Source organism: Mycobacteroides sp. CBMA 271 (assembly GCF_009729205.1).
In the GTDB taxonomy this organism is placed as follows: domain Bacteria; phylum Actinomycetota; class Actinomycetes; order Mycobacteriales; family Mycobacteriaceae; genus Mycobacterium.
In genome coordinates this window covers 577,289-596,526 of sequence record NZ_VTHB01000002.1, presented here as the reverse complement: position 1 = coordinate 596,526, position 19,238 = coordinate 577,289, and the positions used below count along the sequence as shown (strand labels likewise).

Here is a 19,238-nt window from a genome sequence, read left to right as displayed (position 1 = left end):
GAACCCGGCCGTCGCAATCCAGCCCAGCACCCCCCCGGCGGCACCGGCCCCGGATGACATGGCCCACATCATCTACACCTCAGGCACTACCGGCCTGCCCAAGGGTGTGGCGGTCACCCAACGCAACGTGACTCAGCTGTTCGACTCGCTGCAGATCGGGGTGTCGCTGGAGCCGGGTCAGGTGTGGACGCAGTTCCACTCGTATGCGTTCGACTTCTCGGTATGGGAGATCTGGGGAGCCCTGTTGCATGGCGGACGGCTGGTGGTGGTGTCCGACGTGGTCGCACGCTCACCTCAGGACTTCCACGATCTTATGCTGCGCGAACAGGTTACGGTGCTGACGCAGACCCCGTCGGCAGTGTCGATGCTGCCGACGGAAGGCCTGGAGGCAACCGCGTTGGTGATCGGCGCGGAGCCTTGCCCGCCGGAGTTGGTGAATCGCTGGGCGCCGGGACGGGTGATGGTTAACGTTTACGGACCCACCGAAACCACGATGTGGTTGTGCGCCAGTGCACCTTTGGCGGCCGGCTCGGGGCCGCCGCCGATCGGCTCTCCGACGGCGTGGGCCGCCTTCTTCGTGTTGGACGAATGGTTGCGTCCGGTACCCGCGGGTGTGGTCGGTGAGTTGTACCTCGCTGGTGCCGGTGTGGGCATGGGGTATTGGCGTCGGCCGGGGTTGACTGCAGCACGCTTCATGGCCTGTCCCTTCGGGGAGCCCGGCGCGCGCATGTACCGCACCGGAGATCTGGTGCGGTGGGGTTCGGGTTTGAGGGCCGGGCAGCTCGAGTATCTGGGCCGCGCCGACGAGCAGGTGAAAATTCGTGGTTACCGCATTGAGCTCGGCGAAATACAGTCTGCCCTAGCCGAACTCGATGGGGTGGAGCTCGCGGCGGTGATCGCGCGCGAGGACCATCCGGGCGACAAGCGCCTGGTTGGGTACATCACGGGGACCGCCGATCCGATCACGACGCGCGCCGCGCTGGCCGAACGGCTGCCCGGTTACATGGTTCCGGCCGCAGTGGTGGCGTTGGCGGCGTTGCCCATGACGGTGAATGGAAAGCTCGACACCCGGGCGCTACCGGCACCGGATTACCAGGACGTCGACCACTACCGAGCGCCGTGCGGCGCGGTCGAGGAGATTCTGACCGGAATCTTCTCGCGGGTATTGGATGTGGAGCGGGTCGGGGTGGACGACTCGTTCTTCGATCTGGGTGGGGATTCCGTGTCGACGATGCGTCTGGTCGCCGCGATCAACGCGAATCTGGGTACCGAGCTTGCGGCGCGCACCGTGTTCGAGGCGCCGACCGTTGCTCAGTTGGCGCCGCGTATCGGCGAGAGCGCGGGCCGCTTGGAGCCGTTGATGGCTGGCGACCGCCCGGCGGTGATTCCGTTGTCGTTTGCCCAGAACCGGTTGTGGTTCGTCGATCAATTACAAGGTCCCTCACCGGTGTACAACATGCCGGTGGGTCTGCGCCTGCATGGGCGCCTTGATGCCGACGCACTGGGGGCGGCACTGAGCGATGTAATCAGCCGGCACGAAAGCCTGCGTACGCGTTTCGATGCACCCGGCGGAACACCTCGGCAGGTCGTGCTGACCTCCGGTGACATTGCCGATTTCGGCTGGGACGTCATTGATGCCACGGGCTGGCCGCCGAGCCGGCTGCATGACGCCGTCGCGGACACCGCCTGCCACAGTTTCGACTTGACGTCTGAAATTCCGTTGCAGGCGCGACTATTCCGTGTCGCCGTAGACGAGCATGTGTTGGTTGCGGTGGTGCATCACATCGCCGCGGACGGGTGGTCGCTGACGCCGTTAGTGCGCGATCTCAGTGTCGCGTATGCCAGCCGGTGTGCCGGCCAAGCCCCCGACTGGGCGCCGCTGGCAGTGCAGTATGTCGATTACACGCTATGGCAGCGTGCACAGCTGGGCGATCTCGACGACCGCGAGAGCCCCATCGCCGCGCAGGTCGCCTATTGGGAAGAGACGCTGGCGGGGCTCCCCGAGCGGGTGGCGCTGCCGACCGATCGGCCGTATCCGTTGGTGGCCGATCAACGCGGCGCCACTGTGGTGGTGGATTGGCCAGCAGAGTTGCAGGAGCAGGTGCGTGCGGCGGCCAGCGAGCACAGCGCGACCAGTTTCATGGTGATGCAGGCTTCCCTTGCGGTGCTGCTGGCCAACCTCAGTGGTAATTCCGATGTGGCCGTGGGCTTCCCGATCGCAGGGCGCCGCGACCCGGCGCTAGACGAGCTGGTGGGCTTCTTCGTCAACAACTTGGTGCTGCGCGTGGATTTGGCGGGGGACCCCACCGTGGCTGAGCTGCTAGCCCAGGTGCGTGCACGGAGCCTGGCCGCCTATGAGCATCAGGACGTGCCCTTTGAGGTATTGGTGGAGCGGCTCAACCCGACGCGGAACCTGACCCATCACCCGCTGGTGCAGGTGGCCTTGGCGTGGCAGAACCTGCCCTGGCAGGAGTCCGGTCCCGCCGGCGGGCTGCATTTGGGAGATCTGCGGGTCACGCCGCTCGAGGTGGACACCAAGACCGCCCGCATGGACCTAACCTTTTCCCTTGGGGAGCGCTGGAATTCGTCCGGTGAACCCGCCGGGATCGGTGGTGCGGTGGAGTACCGCACGGATGTGTTCGATACCGGCACCATTGAAACGCTGATCCGACGCTGGCAGCGGGTGTTGGCAGCGATGACCACCGGTCCCAGCCAGCGGCTCTCCTCCATCGATCTGCTCGACGAGTCCGAACACGCCAGTGTCGACGGGTGGGGCAATCGGTCGGTGTTAGCCGCCCCGGCGCCGGCCGCGGTATCGATCCCGGCATTGTTCGCGCAGCAGCTGATTCATGCTCCAGAGTCGGTGGCGATCAGCTCGGTCGGCCGCCGTATGACCTACCGGGAACTCGACGAGGCCTCGAATCGATTGGCACACAACCTTGTAAATCGAGGCACGGGACCCGGCGACTGTGTGGCCCTACTGGCGGAACGCTCCCCGGAAGCGATTGTCGCGATGCTGGCGGTCCTTAAGACGGGGGCTGCGTATCTGCCGATCGATGCCGCACTACCCGACGCACGGATCGAATTCATGCTCACCGACGCCGCCCCGACCGTCGCGATCACCACTGTGGGCCTGGCCGACCGGCTGGCCGGATATGACCTACAGGTCATCAGGGGCACCGATGTCGAAGACGTTGACGTCCCCGCACTGCCGGCGCCCGGCCCGGACGATATCGCTTACATCATCTACACGTCGGGCACGACCGGCGTCCCCAAGGGTGTGGCGATCACCCACCACAATGTGACGCAGCTGTTGGGGGCCCCGGACACCTTCCTGGCGGGACAGACATGGGCGCAATGGCATTCGTATGCCTTCGACGCCTCGGTGGAAGAGATCTGGGGTGCGCTGCTCCATGGCGGGCGACTGGTCATCGTGCCCGAATTGGTGACGCGCTCACCCGAGGACCTCAATGCCCTGCTGGTTGCCGAACAGGTCAGCGCGTTGAGCCAGACCCCGTCGGCCGTGGCGATGCTCTCGCCCGAAACGTTGGGAACGGTGTCGTTGTTGGTAGCCGGGGAACCCTGCTCGGCCGAGCTGTTAGACCGTTGGGCGCCAGGACGGGTGATGGTCAACGCGTATGGCCCGACCGAGACCACGATCTGTGCTTCCCGGAGTGCATCCCTGACTGCGGGGTCGGGGGCGCCGCCGATCGGCGCACCGGTCTCGGGTGCGGCGCTGTTCGTGCTGGATGGGTCGCTGCGCCCGGTGCCGCCGGGTGTCGTCGGCGAGCTGTATATCGCCGGCCGCGGTGTGGGTGTCGGGTATGTGGGCCGGACAGGTTTGACCGCCTCACGATTCGTGGCCTGTCCGTTCGTCGGCGCGGGAGCGATGGGGCAGCGCATGTATCGCACCGGTGATCTGGTGCGCTGGGGTTCGGGTTCGAGGGCCGGGCAGCTCGAATATCTCGGTCGCGCCGATGAGCAGGTCAAGATCCGCGGGTATCGCATCGAGCTCGGCGAAATCCAGGCGGTGTTGGTTGGGCTTGATGGGGTAGAGCAGGCGGCGGTGATCGCCCGTGAAGACCGCCCTGGTGACACGCGTCTGGTGGGATACGTGACCGGGACCGCGAATCCGGCGAAACTGCGCGCCCAGCTGGCCGAGCAGCTGCCCACCTACATGGTTCCGGCCGCTGTGGTGGTGTTGGCGACGTTGCCGATGACCGTCAACGGGAAACTCAACACCCGCGCTTTGCCGGCACCCGAGTATCAGGACATCGATCGCTACCGCGCCCCCGGCACCCTCACCGAGGAGATCCTGGCCGGAATCTACGCAAGGGTCCTGGGTGTGGAGCGCGTCGGCATGGACGACTCGTTCTTCGATCTGGGCGGGGATTCGCTGTCCGCGATGCGCCTCATCGCCGCGGTTAACACCGACCTGAATGCCGCCCTGGCGGTGCGCACCGTGTTCGAGGCTCCCACCGTGGCGCTGTTGGCCCCCCGTATCAGCGGCGAATCGAGCACACTTGGCTCCTTGATGGCAGGCGAGCGGCCTGCGCAGATTCCGCTGTCGTTCGCGCAATCCCGGCTGTGGTTCCTCGATCAATTACAAGGACCCTCACCGGTTTACAACATGGCGACCGCGCTCCGCATCAGCGGAGCTCTGGACGTCGATGCGTTGGGTGCGGCACTGGGTGACGTGGTGAACCGCCATGAAAGCCTCCGCACGCTGTTCTCGGCGGTCGAAGGAATACCGCAACAGCATGTCGTGTCCTGCGAACATGCTGACTTCGGTTGGGACGTCGTCGATGCCACGGGTTGGACACCGGGGATGCTGCAGGAGGCCATCGGCGCCGCGGCGCGGCACATATTTGACTTGGCCACTGAAGTACCGTTGCGGGCGAGGCTGTTCCGTCTCACCGGTGACGAACACGTGTTGGCAGCGGTGGTGCACCATATCGCCGCGGACGCCTGGTCGATCACCCCGCTGGTGACTGATCTCGGGGTGGCCTACGCCAGCCGGAGTGCGGGCCGCGCGCCCGGCTGGCCGCCCCTGGCGGTTCAGTACGTCGACTACACGTTGTGGCAACGTGCCGAGTTCGGTGATCTCGACGACGGCCAGAGCCGGATCGCCACGCAGGTCACCTACTGGCAAGAAGCGTTGGCCGGGATGCCTGAACGCGTCGCGCTACCCACCGACCGGCCCTACCCGCCCGCCGCCGATCAGCGCGGCGCCACGTTGGCACTGGACTGGCCCGCCGATCTGCAACGGCAGATTGCTCGGGTGGCCCGTGAACACAACGCGACGAGCTTCATGGTGCTTCAGGCCGCGCTCGGCGTGCTACTGGGTAAGCTCAGCGGAAGTGTCGATGTGGCAATCGGATTCCCGATCGCCGGACGCCGCGACCCTGCCCTCGACGAGCTGATTGGGTTCTTCGTCAATACCTTGGTGCTGCGGGTGGACCTGTCCGGAGATCCCACCGTGGCGGAGCTGCTGGCCCAGGTGCGAGCACGTAGCTTGGCGGCATACGAGAACCAGGATGTGCCGTTCGAGGTACTCGTCGAGCGGCTCAACCCGACGCGATCTCTGACCCATCACCCGCTCGTCCAGGTGGCGCTGGGTTGGCAGAATGTCCCCGGGCACGACAGCAATGATGGACTGGCGCTGGGCGATCTAGAGGTCACCCAGATGCCGGCGGACACCCAGACCGCCCGCATGGACCTGAGCTTCTCAATGGCTGAACGTCGAACGGCTGCAGGGGAACCCGCCGGAATTGGCGGAACGGTTGAATTCCGCACCGACGTGTTCGACTCGGCCAGCATCGAGACACTGACCCGCCGATTCGAACAAGTGTTGACGGCGATGACCGTCGATGTGGACAGGCACCTGTCGTCGATCGACGTGCTGGATGCCGACGAGCACGCACGCATTGACGAGGTGGGCAATAGGGCGGTATTGGACAGGCCCGCAAGCGCACCGGTTTCGGTCCCCGCATTGTTCGCGACCCAGGTCGCCCGCTCCCCAGAGGCGGTGGCGATCAGCTGCGACGGGCGCTGCATGACGTATCGGGAACTCGATGAGACCGCAAACCGGTTGGCGCACAGCCTCGTCGTACAAGGGGCCGGCCCCGGTGACTGTGTTGCGCTGCTGATGGAACGTTCCGCGGAGGCGATAGTCGCCATGCTCGCGATACTCAAGACCGGGGCCGCCTATCTGGTGATCGACCCGGCGGTGCCCGCCGCCCGGATTGAGTTCATGCTGGCCGACGCCGCGCCAGTAGTCGCGATCACTACCAGCGGCCTATCCGATCGATTGGACGGAACTCTGGTGCCGGTCATCGATTTTCACGATCCAGCGGTGCACGATCAACCGGGTACCGCACTGTCGGACCCGACCCCCGAGGATATTGCCTACCTCATCTACACCTCGGGAACCACGGGCCTGCCCAAGGGCGTTGCGGTCACTCACCACAACCTGACCCACATAGCGCGGTCGACGCCAGCGCACCTGCCGAAGAACCAGGTCTGGACCCAGTGCCATTCCTACGCCTTCGACTTCTCGGTATGGGAGATCTGGGCTGCGCTACTGAGCGGTGCACGCCTCGTGGTGGTGCCCGAGTCGGTCGTGACGTCACCGGACGACTTCCACGCCTTGTTGGTCAACGAGCGTGTCAATGTTCTTACCCAGACCCCTTCAGCCGCTGGGGCGTTATCCCCTCAGGGACTGGAATCGGTGGCGCTGCTACTCGGCGGAGAGGCGTGCCCGGGCGAGGTTGTCGACCGTTGGGCGCCTGGCCGGACAGTGATCAACGCCTATGGACCCACCGAGATCACGGTGTACGCATCGATGAGTGCGCCCTTGATACCGGGCTCCGGCGCCGCGCCCATCGGCGCACCCGTCTCGACCTCGGCGCTCTTCGTGCTCGACCAGTATTTGCAACCGGTTCCTGTCGGGGTGGTCGGAGAGCTCTACGTGGCCGGCGACGGTGTGGCCTGCGGATACCTGGGTCGGTCGGGTCTGACGTCGTCTCGGTTTGTGGCGTGTCCATTCGGGGCCCCCGGGATGCGCATGTATCGCACCGGTGATCTGGTCAGCTGGCGGGCTGACGGACAGCTGGAGTACCGGGGGAGGGCCGATGATCAGGTCAAGATCCGCGGGTACCGCGTCGAGCTCGGCGAAGTGCAGTCCGCGCTGGCTGCTCTGAATGGTGTCTCGCAGGCGGTGGTGATCGCCCGCGAAGATCACCCCGGCACCACGCGCCTGATCGGCTATGTCACCGAATTAGTTGCCGGGGAGATGGATCCGGCCGGGATGCGGGTCGCATTGGCCGATCGCGTGCCCTCATACATGGTTCCGGCGGCGATCGTGGTCCTGGATGCGTTGCCGTTGACGGTCAACGGAAAGCTCGACACCCGCGCGCTGCCGGCACCCGATTATCAAAACGTTGATCGCTACCGCGCACCGGTATCGCCCGTCGAGGAGATCTTGTCCGGTATCTACGCCCAAGTCCTCGGGCTGGAGCGGGTCGGCGTCGATGAATCGTTCTTCGACCTTGGCGGCGACAGCATCCTGTCCATGCAGGTAGTGGCGCGAGCCCGGGCGTGCGGTGTCACGTGCCGACCCCGCGACATCTTCGTGGAGCAGACCGTGGCCCGACTGGCTCAGGTGGTCGGGGTAGCAGCAGATGAGGACGGCCCGACGGATGAGGGTCTCGGTCCCGTCACCGCGACCCCAATCCTGCGGTGGTTGCATGAGGTGAAACGCGCAGGCGGCCAGATCGACCAGTTCAATCAGACGGTGATGATCCAGGCCCCGCCTGGAGTCACCGAGTCCGACGCGCGGATGGTTTTAAGCGCCTTACTTGACCGGCATGCCATGTTGCGGCTACGTGCCCAGGATGATCATGCGGGAGGTTGGTCGCTGCTGGTACCCGAGAAGGGCTCGGTACCAGTGCATCTGGAGTCGACGGACATGCTCTCCGATGAGGCGCTGATGGCGGCCCGGTCGCGGCTGAACCCGGCCGCTGGGGAGATGGTCAGTGCGTTGTGGGTGATTTCCACGCAACAGCTGGTGCTCACCATCCATCACCTAGCCGTCGACGCGGTGTCCTGGCGGATCCTGCTCGAAGACCTCAACATCGCGTGGGCCCAGCACCGTCACGGACAAACCGTTGCACTGCCGACAACGGGAACATCCTTCGCCCGGTGGGCAACTGTGCTTGACGAACACGCCCATGCCCCGACAGTGGTGGATCAGGCAGACAGCTGGCGACGAGTGCTGGCAACCCCGTCGACACTGCCGGCCGTGCGTCCCGAGCTGGACACGTACGCGACCGCAGGGCATCTCACGGCGGAGTTGGATGTCGAGACGACCCGCGCATTGCTCGGCGAGGTTCCCGCAGCATTCCACGCAGGGGTTCAAGACATTCTGTTGATCGCCTATGCCATGGCGTTGACGCAGTTCTCGGGAATCACCTTGCCGGTCGCCATCGATGTCGAAGGTCACGGGCGCGTGGAGGAGATAGGAGAACAGCGCGCGCGGATTGATCTGTCTCGCACCGTGGGCTGGTTCACCACCAAGTACCCGGTGGCGTTGAAGGTCGCGGGGCATATCGGGCGATCCGAGAGCATGCTGCGCTGGGATCAGGTGGTGGCCGGCGAGCCGGTGCTCGGCCGCGTGATCAAAGACGCAAAGGAACAGCTGCGCGCTCTGCCCGAGGGAATGACCTATGGTCTGCTGCGCTACCTCAACGCGGATATCGATCTGTCGGATGCCGACCCCACTGTCGGATTCAATTACCTAGGCCGGCTGGGTGCGAGCGGCACAGCGCCATCGGACGGCCTCGCCGAACTATGGCAGGTCAGCCACGAGGGTGCGGCCGTGTCCGCTGCCGCCGCAGCCATACCGATGCCACTGGGGCACACCGTGGAACTCAATGCGAGCACGGTCGAAACAGCCGACGGACCAAGGCTTTACGCCACATGGACCTGGGCTCCGTCGGCACTGGACCAAACCCAAGTCAGCAGGCTCGGTCGGCTGTGGTTCGAGGCATTGACCGGTATTTGCGCGCATGTCCGCGGTGGTGGCGGTGGCTTAACACCCTCCGACATCGCGCCCGTCCGGCTCGCTCAGCACGAAATTGACGAGCTCAGCCGGGACGCACCGATTGCCGATGTCCTGCCCTTGACGCCGCTGCAGCGAGGACTGCTGTTTCAGGCCAATGCAACTCGCGGAAACGGCGACGATGTTTACGCGATGCAACTGGACGTCACCGTCACCGGCCCACTGGATGCTCACCGGCTACGTGAGGCGGTGCGCACAGTCGTCAACCGCCATCCGAACCTGGCGGCTCGGTTCGATAAGCGATTTGACGAACCGGTGCAGACCATCCCGGCCAACGCCAGCGTGCCCTGGCAGTACCTCGACATCTCCACGGAAGCCGCGGGTACCGCCGACCACGTCGGCGTCGGCGAACGGATGCAACGGTTGTGTGCCGACGAACGCGCAGCTGTCTGTGATCTGTTGCACCAATTGGCATTCCGCGCGGCGCTGATTCGCACCGGCGACAACGAGCACCGGTTCGTCATGACTTATCACCACATCGTGCTCGACGGCTGGTCGCTGCCGATCCTGCTGCAGGAGATCTTCGGGAGCTATTACGGTCAACACCTGCCCGCGGCCGGGTCCTACCGCAGGTTTGTGACATGGCTGGCCGATCACGACGTCGATGCCGCCCGCAAGGCCTGGCGTAAAGTCCTCGCGGGATTCGATAATCCGCCACTGGTCGCCCCCAAGGGTCGGGCGACGCAAGGCCGACGCGCCGTCGAGTCGTTCCAGTTGACCGCCGAAATCACCAGTGCCATCAATGAATTGGCTCGCGCGCAACACACCACAGTCAACACCGTGCTGCAGGCGGCTTGGGGGCAGGTGTTGATGTGGTTGACCGGCCGCCGTGATGTCGCTTTCGGGGTGGCGGTCTCGGGCCGGTCGGCCGAGGTGGCCGGCGCAGACTCTATGGTCGGCCTGCTGATCAATACCGTGCCGGTGCGGGCCACCATCACCGCGGATACCACCATCGCCGAGTTGCTCGATGATCTCCAACGCCGTCATAGCGACACCCTCGAGCATCAGCATCTGGCGCTCAGCGAAATCCACCAGGCTGTCGGCCAGGATCAACTGTTCGACACCTTGTTCGTCTACCAGAACTATCCGGTGGAGACCCTGGCGTCGTCGATGGCCGACGGATTGGCCATCACCAAGGTCAGCGGTCGCGAATACAACCACTATCCGCTGACGCTGCAGGCGATGCCCGGTACCGAACTTGTACTGCGTGTCGAATTCGATACCGGCGTATTCCGTATGGGCCGCGTTCAGAAAGTCGTCGAACGATTCCAGCGAGTGCTGGAGGCAATGACAGAGGAGGTGCAACAACAATGACGGCCGATGTCACCCGGCGATTGTTGTCGATGGAACTAGGCGACTCAGCTGAGCGCACCGAGGTGGATGAGTGGGGCAATCGGGCCGCGCTATCCGAGCCCGTGATTTCGGTGTCGATTCCGGTGTTGTTCGCCGAGCAGGTGGCGCTTGTTCCGGAGACGACGGCGGTTAGTTGCGGCGACAGCTCGCTGAGTTACCTCGAGCTTGATGAGGCGTCGAACCGTATGGCGCACTTATTGGTCGCTCACGGTGTGGGTCCGGGGCAGCGGGTGGCGCTGTTGTTCTCGAGGTCGATTGAGGCAGTCGTTGCGATCATGGGCGTGCTCAAAACCGGTGCGGCGTATGTGCCGATTGATCCATCGGTGCCCGATGCGCGGCTGGAATTCGTCCTCGACGATTCGGCGCCGGTTGCCGTCGTGACTTCTGCCGACTTAACGGATCGGCCGCAAGGGCGTGGGTTGACGGTCATCGATATCGACGACGCCGAGGCCGTGGCGGTCGGCGGTCTGAGCAACGCGTGGGAGGCACCGGATGGGGATGACACCGCGTACGTGATTTACACCTCGGGTACCACCGGAGTGCCCAAGGGTGTTGCCATTCCGCACCACAACGTGACGCGGTTGTTGGAAGCGATCGAGGCGGAGGTGGACCTGGCAGCGGGACAAGCTTGGTCGCAATGTCATTCGTTGGCCTTCGACTTCTCGGTATGGGAAATCTTCGGCGCCCTGCTGCACGGCGGGCGGCTGGTAATTGTGCCGGAGTCGGTGACGCGTTCTGCCGACGAGTTCCATGCGCTGCTGGTCGATGAACACGTCAATGTGCTGAGCCAGACGCCGTCAGCGTTCTATGCATTGCAAGCCGTGGACGCGGACCGGCGGCACGATCGACAGCTAGGTCTCGAGGTGGTGGTGTTCGGTGGAGAGGCGCTGGAACCGCAGCGTCTCGCACCATGGTTGGCGGACCATCCCGAATCGCCGCGGCTGATCAACATGTACGGGATCACCGAGACCACGGTGCACGCGTCCTTCCGCGAGATCACTACCTCCGACGCCGACAGTGCGGCGAGTCCGATCGGGGCGCCGTTGGGGCATTTGGCCTCCTTTGTCCTCGATGAATGGCTGGACCCCGTTCCGGCCGGCGTGGTGGCCGAGTTGTATGTGGCCGGTGCGGGTTTGGGTGACGGCTATGTGGGCCGGGCGCCTTTGACTGCCACACGTTTTGTGGCCTGCCCGTTCGGGGATCCGGGCGCGCGGATGTACCGCACCGGGGACCTGGTGTGCTGGGGGCTCGATGGGCAACTTGAGTACGTAGGCCGTGCCGATGAGCAGGTCAAGATCCGCGGATATCGCATCGAGCTGGGCGAAATCCAATCGGCGTTAACGGATCTCGATGGAGTCGAGCATGCGGTGGTGATCGCTCGCGAGGACCGTACTGGAGACAAACGACTCGTTGGTTACATCACCGGTATCGCCGACCCGGCATCGGTGCGCACCGCATTGGCCGACAAGCTACCGCCCTACATGGTGCCATCGGCGGTCGTGGTCGTGCCGGCGATGCCGATGACGGTCAACGGCAAGCTCGACAAAAAAGCCTTGCCCGCACCGGAATACCAGCACGTCGATCAGTATCTGGCTCCGGCGACGCCCACCGAGGAAATCGTGGCCGGAATCTACGCGAACGTCCTGGGCCTGGAACGCGTCGGCGTCGATGACTCGTTCTTTGACCTCGGCGGCGATTCACTGTTGGCGATGCGTCTGGTCGCGGCGCTCAACAGGTCTCTGGATGCAGGCCTTGAAGAGCGCGCTGTGTTCGACGCTCCCACAGTCGCCCAGTTAACGCTCCGTATCGGTGACGACACCGGCCGGCTAGACCCGTTGGTTGCCGCCGAGCGGCCCGCGGTGATGCCGCTGTCCTTCGCGCAAAGTCGGCTGTGGTTCATCGACCAACTGCACGGGCCCTCGCCGGTGTACAACCTGGTAGTGGGGTTGCGCCTGCAGGGGTACCTCGACGTCGGCGCGTTGGGCGTGGCGTTCGCCGACGTGCTTGACCGCCACGAGAGTCTGCGCACGTTGTTTCCGGCAGTCGATGGGATACCCCAGCAGCTGGTTGTTTCGGCTGCGCAAGCCGAATCCGGTTGGGAGGTCGTTGACGCCTCCGGATGGCCGGCATCTCGATTGGATGCGTCGGTCGCGGAATCGGCCCAGCACAGTTTCGACCTTTCCGCCGAGATCCCTTTGCGGGCACGGCTTTTCCGCGTCGCCGAGGACGACCATGTGCTAGTGGCCGTGGTGCACCATATCGCTGCCGACGGCTGGTCCATCACCCCACTGGTGGCCGATTTAGGGGTGGCCTATACCGGCCGGTGTGCGGGGCAGGCCCCCAGCTGGGAACCGTTGGCGGTCCAGTACGCGGATTACACGCTCTGGCAGCGCGCGCAGCTCGGCGAGCTCGACGATAGTGAGAGCCGTATCTCCCGGCAATTGAGTTACTGGGAGAACGCGCTGGCCGGGCTGCCTGAGCGTTTGGCACTGCCGACCGACCGACCCTATCCGTTGGTTGCCGATCAAAGTGGCTCCCGGGTGGACGTGGAGTGGTCTGCCGATTTGCAGGAGCGGGTTACTCGCCTGGCCCGCGAGCACAACGCGACCACCTTTATGGTGGTACAAACGGCCCTGACCGTGCTGTTATCCAAGCTCAGTGCGAGTTCTGATGTGGCGGTGGGTTTCCCGATTGCCGGGCGACGCGACTCGGCCCTGGACGCACTCGTCGGATTCTTCGTTAACACCTTGGTGTTGCGGGTCGATCTCGCCGGAGATCCCAGCGTTGCTGACATGTTGGCTCAGGTACGGACACGTAGTTTGGGGGCCTTCGAGCACCAAGATGTGCCCTTCGAGGTGCTCGTGGAGCGGTTGAATCCGACTCGCTCGCTGGCCCATCACCCCCTGGTGCAGGTGATGTTGGCTTGGCAAAACGTGCCCGGCCAAACCGGCGATCCACGCGGCGGATTGGCGTCGGCGGATCTGCAGTTCACCCAGCTACCGCTGGACACTCACTCTGCCCGGATGGATCTGTCCTTCTCGTTGTCCGAATCGTGGAACGAATCGGGCGGAGCCGCAGGGATTGTGGGGACCGTCGAGTTTCGCACCGACGTGTTCGACATCGGCACCGTCGAGACGATGATCGACCGGCTACAGCAGGTGCTTGAGGCGATGACAGCCGATCCCACCCAGCGTCTGTCGGCGGTCGACGTGGTCAGCGCCGACGAGCACAAGTGCCTTGACGTAGTGGGCAATCGGGCGATCCTGACCCGGCCTGCGCTCAGCGCGGAGTCCATTCCAACGTTGTTCAAGGAGCAGGTCGCGCGTGTTCCAGGGTCGGTGGCCGTCAGCCTCGATGACACCCACCTGACGTATCAAGAACTTGATGAGGCGTCGAACCGGTTGGCATGCTTGTTGGTTGGTCATGGTGTGGGTCCGGGGCAGCGGGTGGCGCTGTTGTTCTCCAGGTCGGTCGAGGCAGTCGTTGCGATCATGGGCGTGCTCAAAACCGGTGCGGCGTATGTGCCGATCGATCCATCGGTGCCCGATGCGCGATTAGAGTTCGTTCTCGACGATTCTGGGTCGATGGTCGCGGTGACCACCGCCGAGCTGGCTGATCGGCTGGACGGGCGTGAATTGACGGTCATCGATGTCTCGGCCGCCGACCACCAGCCAGGTCACGCATTGGCGGTCCCGGGCCCGGACGATATCGCGTATCTCATCTACACCTCGGGCACCACCGGCGTTCCGAAAGGTGTTGCCATTCCGCATCACAACGTGACGCGGTTGTTGGAGGCGATCGACTCCGAGGTGGAGCTGACACCGGGTCAGGTGTGGACGCAATGTCATTCGTTGGCCTTCGACTTCTCGGTATGGGAGATCTTCGGGGCACTACTGCACGGTGGCCGATTGGTGGTTGTTCCGGATTCGGTGGTGCGCGCGCCCGACGAGTTTCATGCCTTGTTGGTCGAGGAACGCGTCAGCGTGTTGAGCCAGACGCCGTCGGCGTTCTACGCGTTGCAAACCGTGGACGGGCAGGCGCCAGGGTTGGAGTCCGAGCTTCAACTTGAGTTGGTTGTGTTCGGTGGAGAGGCGCTCGAGCCCTCCCGGCTGGAGGATTGGTTGCAGGATCACCCGGTGTTGCCGCGGTTGATCAATATGTACGGGATCACCGAGACGACGGTGCACGCCTCGTTCCGGGAGATCTTGGCCGCCGACGTCGGCAGTGCGGCGAGTCCGATCGGGGTGCCGTTGGGGCATCTGGCGTTCTTCGTTCTCGATGATTGGCTGCGGCCGGTGCCGTTTGGTGTGATGGGTGAGTTATATGTTGCCGGTGCGGGTTTGGGCTATGGATATGTAGGCCGGGCGCCGCTGGCGGCGTCGCGATTTGTCGCGTGCCCGTACGGCACGCCGGGCACGCGGATGTATCGCACCGGAGACGTGGCGTGTTGGGGTGCCGACGGACAGTTGCAGTATGTTGGGCGTGCCGATGAGCAGGTCAAGATCCGCGGATACCGCATCGAGTTGGGTGAAATCCAATCGGCGTTAACGGATCTCGATGGGGTCGAGCATGCGGTGGTGATCGCCCGCGAGGACCGTCCCGGCGATAAGCGCCTGGTGGGTTACATCACCGGGAGCGCCGATCCCGCAGGGTTGCGCGCGGCACTCGGTGAGGGGCTGCCAGCGTACATGGTGCCGGCAGCGATCGTGGTCATGGAGGCCATGCCGTTGACGGTCAACGGCAAGCTAGACATTCGTGCGCTGCCGGCGCCCGAGTATCAGGCCATCGACCATTACCGCGCTCCGGCCACTCAGATCGAGGAAATTTTGGCCGGCATCTTTGCGCAAGTCCTCGGGCTGGAACAAGTGGGAGTCGATGATTCGTTCTTCGACCTTGGCGGAGACAGCATTTCGGCCATCCAGGTGATTTGGCGGGCGCGTGGTGCCGGCCTACTGGGTCGCCCACGCGACATCTTTGTCCAGCAGACGGTGGCCCGATTGGCGCGGGTGGTCAGGCTGGCCAATAGTCCCGGCAGCGAGATTGACGAGGGTCTGGGGCAAGTCCTGGCCACCCCAATCATGCAGTGGCTGAAGGGTTTGGAAAGCGCCGACGGTCCGGTCGACGAATTCAATCAAACGGTGGTGCTGCAGGCTCCCGAGGGCGTGACGGCGGCCGACGTTGCAGTCATGTTGCAGGCATTGCTTGAGCGGCACGCGATGCTCCGGATGCGCGCAGCGGACGACGGCGCCGGCGGATGGGCGCTGACCGTGCCTGCGGCGGATGCGATCGACGCTGCGAGTTGCCTGCATTCGGTGAATCTGCTCTCCGATGAGGCGCTGGTGGCCGCAAGGTCGCGGCTCAACCCCGCCGTCGGGGTGATGCTGAGCGCGCTGTGGGCGACCTCAACGAGCCAGCTGGTGCTGATCGTTCACCACCTGGCCGTAGATGGTGTTTCGTGGCGAATCTTGTTGGAAGACCTGAACATTGCCTGGACTCAGCATCAGGGTGGGCAGGAGGTCCTGCTGCTGCCGACCGGGACGTCGTTCCAGCGGTGGGCGGAACTGCTGACCGAGCACGCCCACCACCCCGACGTGATCGGCCAGGCGGACGCGTGGCGACAGGTGGCGGCGGTCCCTTCGGGCATACCGGCACCGCAATCCGCCGAGGATACGTTTGCCACCGCCGGACACTTGACGGAGTTTCTGGACGCCGAGACCACCCATATGCTGCTCGGTGAGGTGCCTGCGGCGTTTCACGCTGGGGTACAAGAGATTCTGCTGATCGCTTTCGCCCTGGCGTGGACGCAGTACCTGGGGACCGGCGGCGCACCCATCGCCATCGACGTCGAAGGTCACGGACGCCACGAGGAACTGGCAGATTCCGGCGACGCGGCGGAGCGAAACATTGACCTGTCGCGCACCGTCGGATGGTTTACCACCAAGTATCCGGTGGCTTTGAGTGTCGGGAGGCCGCACGGTGGGCTGCGCTGGACGCAGGTGGTGGCCGGTGATGCGGCGCTCGGCGCGGTAATCAAGGACGCCAAAGAACAACTTCGAGCCCTGCCCGACGGCCTAACGTACGGTCTCTTGCGCTATCTGAATCCCGAGGTGGATCTCGGCGGATCCGACCCAGCGATTGGGTTCAACTACCTTGGGCGGCTTGGCTCCCCGGCGGCCTATGCGTCTGGCGATGTGTGGCGTTTTAGTCAAGAAGGCGTGTCATTGACGGGTGCAGCCGGGGATATTCCGATTGCCCTGACGCACTCCGTGGAGCTCAACGCGGTCACCATCGACACCGACTCCGGGCCGCATCTGAACGCCACCTGGATGTGGGCACCGTCGGCACTGGATCGCACGGCGGTTACCCGGATCAGCCGGTTGTGGTTCGACGCCCTGGCCGGGATCTGCGCGCATGTGCGCAGGGGTGGGGGCGGGTTGACCCCGTCCGATATCGCTCCTGCCCGGCTGAGCCAGCAGCAGATCGACGAGCTGCACGGCCACTTCCCGATCGACGACGTGCTGCCGCTAACCCCCTTGCAGCATGGACTGCTGTATCACGCCAGCATGGCGAATTGCTCGGGGGACGATGTGTACGCAGTACAGCTGGAGGTTGCGTTGAGCGGTCCGCTTGATGCGCCCCGGCTTCGCGATGCGGTGCAGGCCGTGGTCAGCCGGCACCCGCACCTGGCGGCACGCTTCTGTCCTCAGTTCGAGCAACCGGTGCAGGTCATTCCGGTCGATCCGGTGGCGCCCTGGCGGTACACCGAACTCAACGCCAATGGCGTTGGCGCTGAAGAACAGATCGAGGGAATCTGCGCCGACGAGCGCGCCGCGGTGTGCGACCTTAAGAAGCAACCCGCATTCCGGGTGGCGTTGATTCGTACTGCCGCAGAGGCGCACCGGCTGGTGCTCACTAATCACCACATCGTGCTAGACGGTTGGTCGATGCCGATCCTGATGCAGGAGATCTTCGCCGGATACCACGGGCTGCGGCTGCCCGCGGCGACGCCATACCGCACGTTCGTGACGTGGTTGTCGGAACGAGATCACGATGCCGCCCACGCGGCATGGGGAGAGGCGTTGGCAGGCTTTGAGACTCCGATCCTCATCGGCCCGTCGCAGAAGCTGCTGTTCGGGCAGCGAAGCGTTGAGATGTTTCGGGTACCTGCGAAGACCACGAGGGCACTGACCAAACTGGCGCGCACGCAGCGCACCACCGTCAACATCGTGCTGCAGGGCGCCTGGGCGCTACTGCTCAGCACACTGACCGGTGAGCAGGATGTCGCGTTCGGGACGGTGGTCTCGGGCAGGCCACCCGAGGTGCTCGGCGCGGAATCGATGTTGGGCCTGTTGATCAACACGGTGCCGGTGCGGGCGACCTTCAGCGAGACCAGCACCACGGCGGACCTGTTGGATCAACTGCAAAATGCGCACAACGACACCCTCGAGCACCAGCATGTGGCACTCAGCGATATCCACCGCATCACCGGCCAGGACAGGTTGTTCGACACGGTTTTCGTGTACGAGAACTATCCGACGGACGCCGGAACGCTGCCGGGCGCCGACGGCTTGACCGTGACCGGATTCAGCAGCCGCGACGACTATCACTACCCAATCGCGGTGCAGGCCGGGCCGGGTCGTGAAATGGGGCTGCGCGTCCAGTACGACACCGATGTATTCGACGCGGAATGCGTCGGCACGCTGATGGAGCGGTTCAAGCACGTCCTGGCAGCGATGACCGCACATCCAGACCGCCGGTTGTCGTCGTTGGATCTCATCAAGGGGACCGAGCGACTGCGGCTGAAAGGTTTGGACAGCCCTGCGGTGTCAGCGGAACCGGCGCTCGGCACCGATGGCGTACATCGCGCGCCGTCCAGTCTGACCGAGCAGATCCTGGCGAGCATCTACGCCCACGTGCTGGGTGTAGACCGCGTCGGGGTGGACGAGTCGTTCTTCGACCTGGGCGGCAACTCGCTGGGGGCGATCCGGGTGGTCGCCGCGATCAACACGGCCCTCGATGCGGAACTTTCGGTGCTCGCGCTCCTAGAGGCGCCATCGGTTCGAAGCATGGCCCAACAGTTGGAGGTTTCGTGAAGGCCGTTGCGAGAGTGCTGGCGTTCGGGTTTGTCGAACTCGCCGTCTTCGGCGCGGTGCTTTTCCTGCTCGCGGGGACGGTCGACTACTGGCAAGCGTGGGCCTTTCTCGTGGTGTTTGCATTGTCGACGTGGATCCCCGGCATCTACCTGCAGCGGGCGAATCCCGCTGCGCACCAGCGTCGTAAGCGCGCGGGCCCGGTAGCAGAAACGCGGAGGGTGCAAAAAGTCCTCATCGGCGGCTGGTACTTCTCGCTCGCGGCAATGGTGGTGATGAGCGCCCTTGATCACCGCTTTGGCTGGTCGTCGGTACCGGCGGTGATCTGCGTGCTGGGTGATGTCCTGGTCGCCGTTGGACTGGGCGTGACGAGCCTAGTGGTCGTTCAGAACAGCTTCGCGGCGTCGACCGTACAAGTGGAGGCGGACCAGAGGCTTGTCTCCACGGGTCTATATGGGCTGGTCCGCCACCCCATGTACACCGGCAACGTGATCACCATCGTCGGATTTCCCCTTGCGCTCGGCTCGTATTGGGGCCTCGTGTCCGTCATCCCCGGCCTCATCGTGCTCATGATGCGTATCAGCGACGAAGAAAAGCTACTCGCCGAACAGTTGGCCGGATACCGGGAGTACGCGCAGAAAGCGCGCTATCGCCTGGTGCCCTACATGTGGTGA

Annotated in this window: 3 protein-coding genes (1 of these 3 cut by a window edge); all 3 read left to right on the top strand. The window is 64.4% G+C overall.

Features of this window, described 5'->3' with window-relative positions; translation table 11 throughout:
- Tightly spaced (each overlapping or abutting the next), the 3 genes in view from FZI91_RS08225 to FZI91_RS08215 form a layout consistent with a single transcriptional unit that may run on beyond the window.
- A protein-coding gene (locus FZI91_RS08225; protein ID WP_155938379.1) for a non-ribosomal peptide synthase/polyketide synthase crosses the window boundary here: on the top strand, nt 1-10,435 show its final stretch. The gene continues 13,922 nt to the left of window position 1, outside the view; the window shows 10,435 of its 24,357 coding nt (coding positions 13,923-24,357); the start codon falls outside the window, past its left edge; the stop codon is at nt 10,433-10,435.
- Nucleotides 10,432-18,567, top strand: coding sequence for a non-ribosomal peptide synthetase (locus FZI91_RS08220; protein ID WP_155938377.1), 8,136 nt, complete (start codon nt 10,432-10,434; stop codon nt 18,565-18,567). Before FZI91_RS08225 ends, FZI91_RS08220 begins: the two co-directional genes overlap by 4 nt.
- Nucleotides 18,564-19,238 carry an isoprenylcysteine carboxylmethyltransferase family protein gene (locus FZI91_RS08215; RefSeq protein ID WP_162526525.1) on the top strand — a complete coding sequence of 225 codons (675 nt, stop codon included), beginning with the start codon at nt 18,564-18,566 and terminating at the stop codon, nt 19,236-19,238. Before FZI91_RS08220 ends, FZI91_RS08215 begins: the two co-directional genes overlap by 4 nt.

Bases quoted from the DNA above. Each gene is read 5' to 3' on its own strand.
- FZI91_RS08220 (WP_155938377.1), top strand. From the start codon at position 10,432: ATGACGGCCGATGTCACCCGGCGATTGTTGTCGATGGAACTAGGCGAC.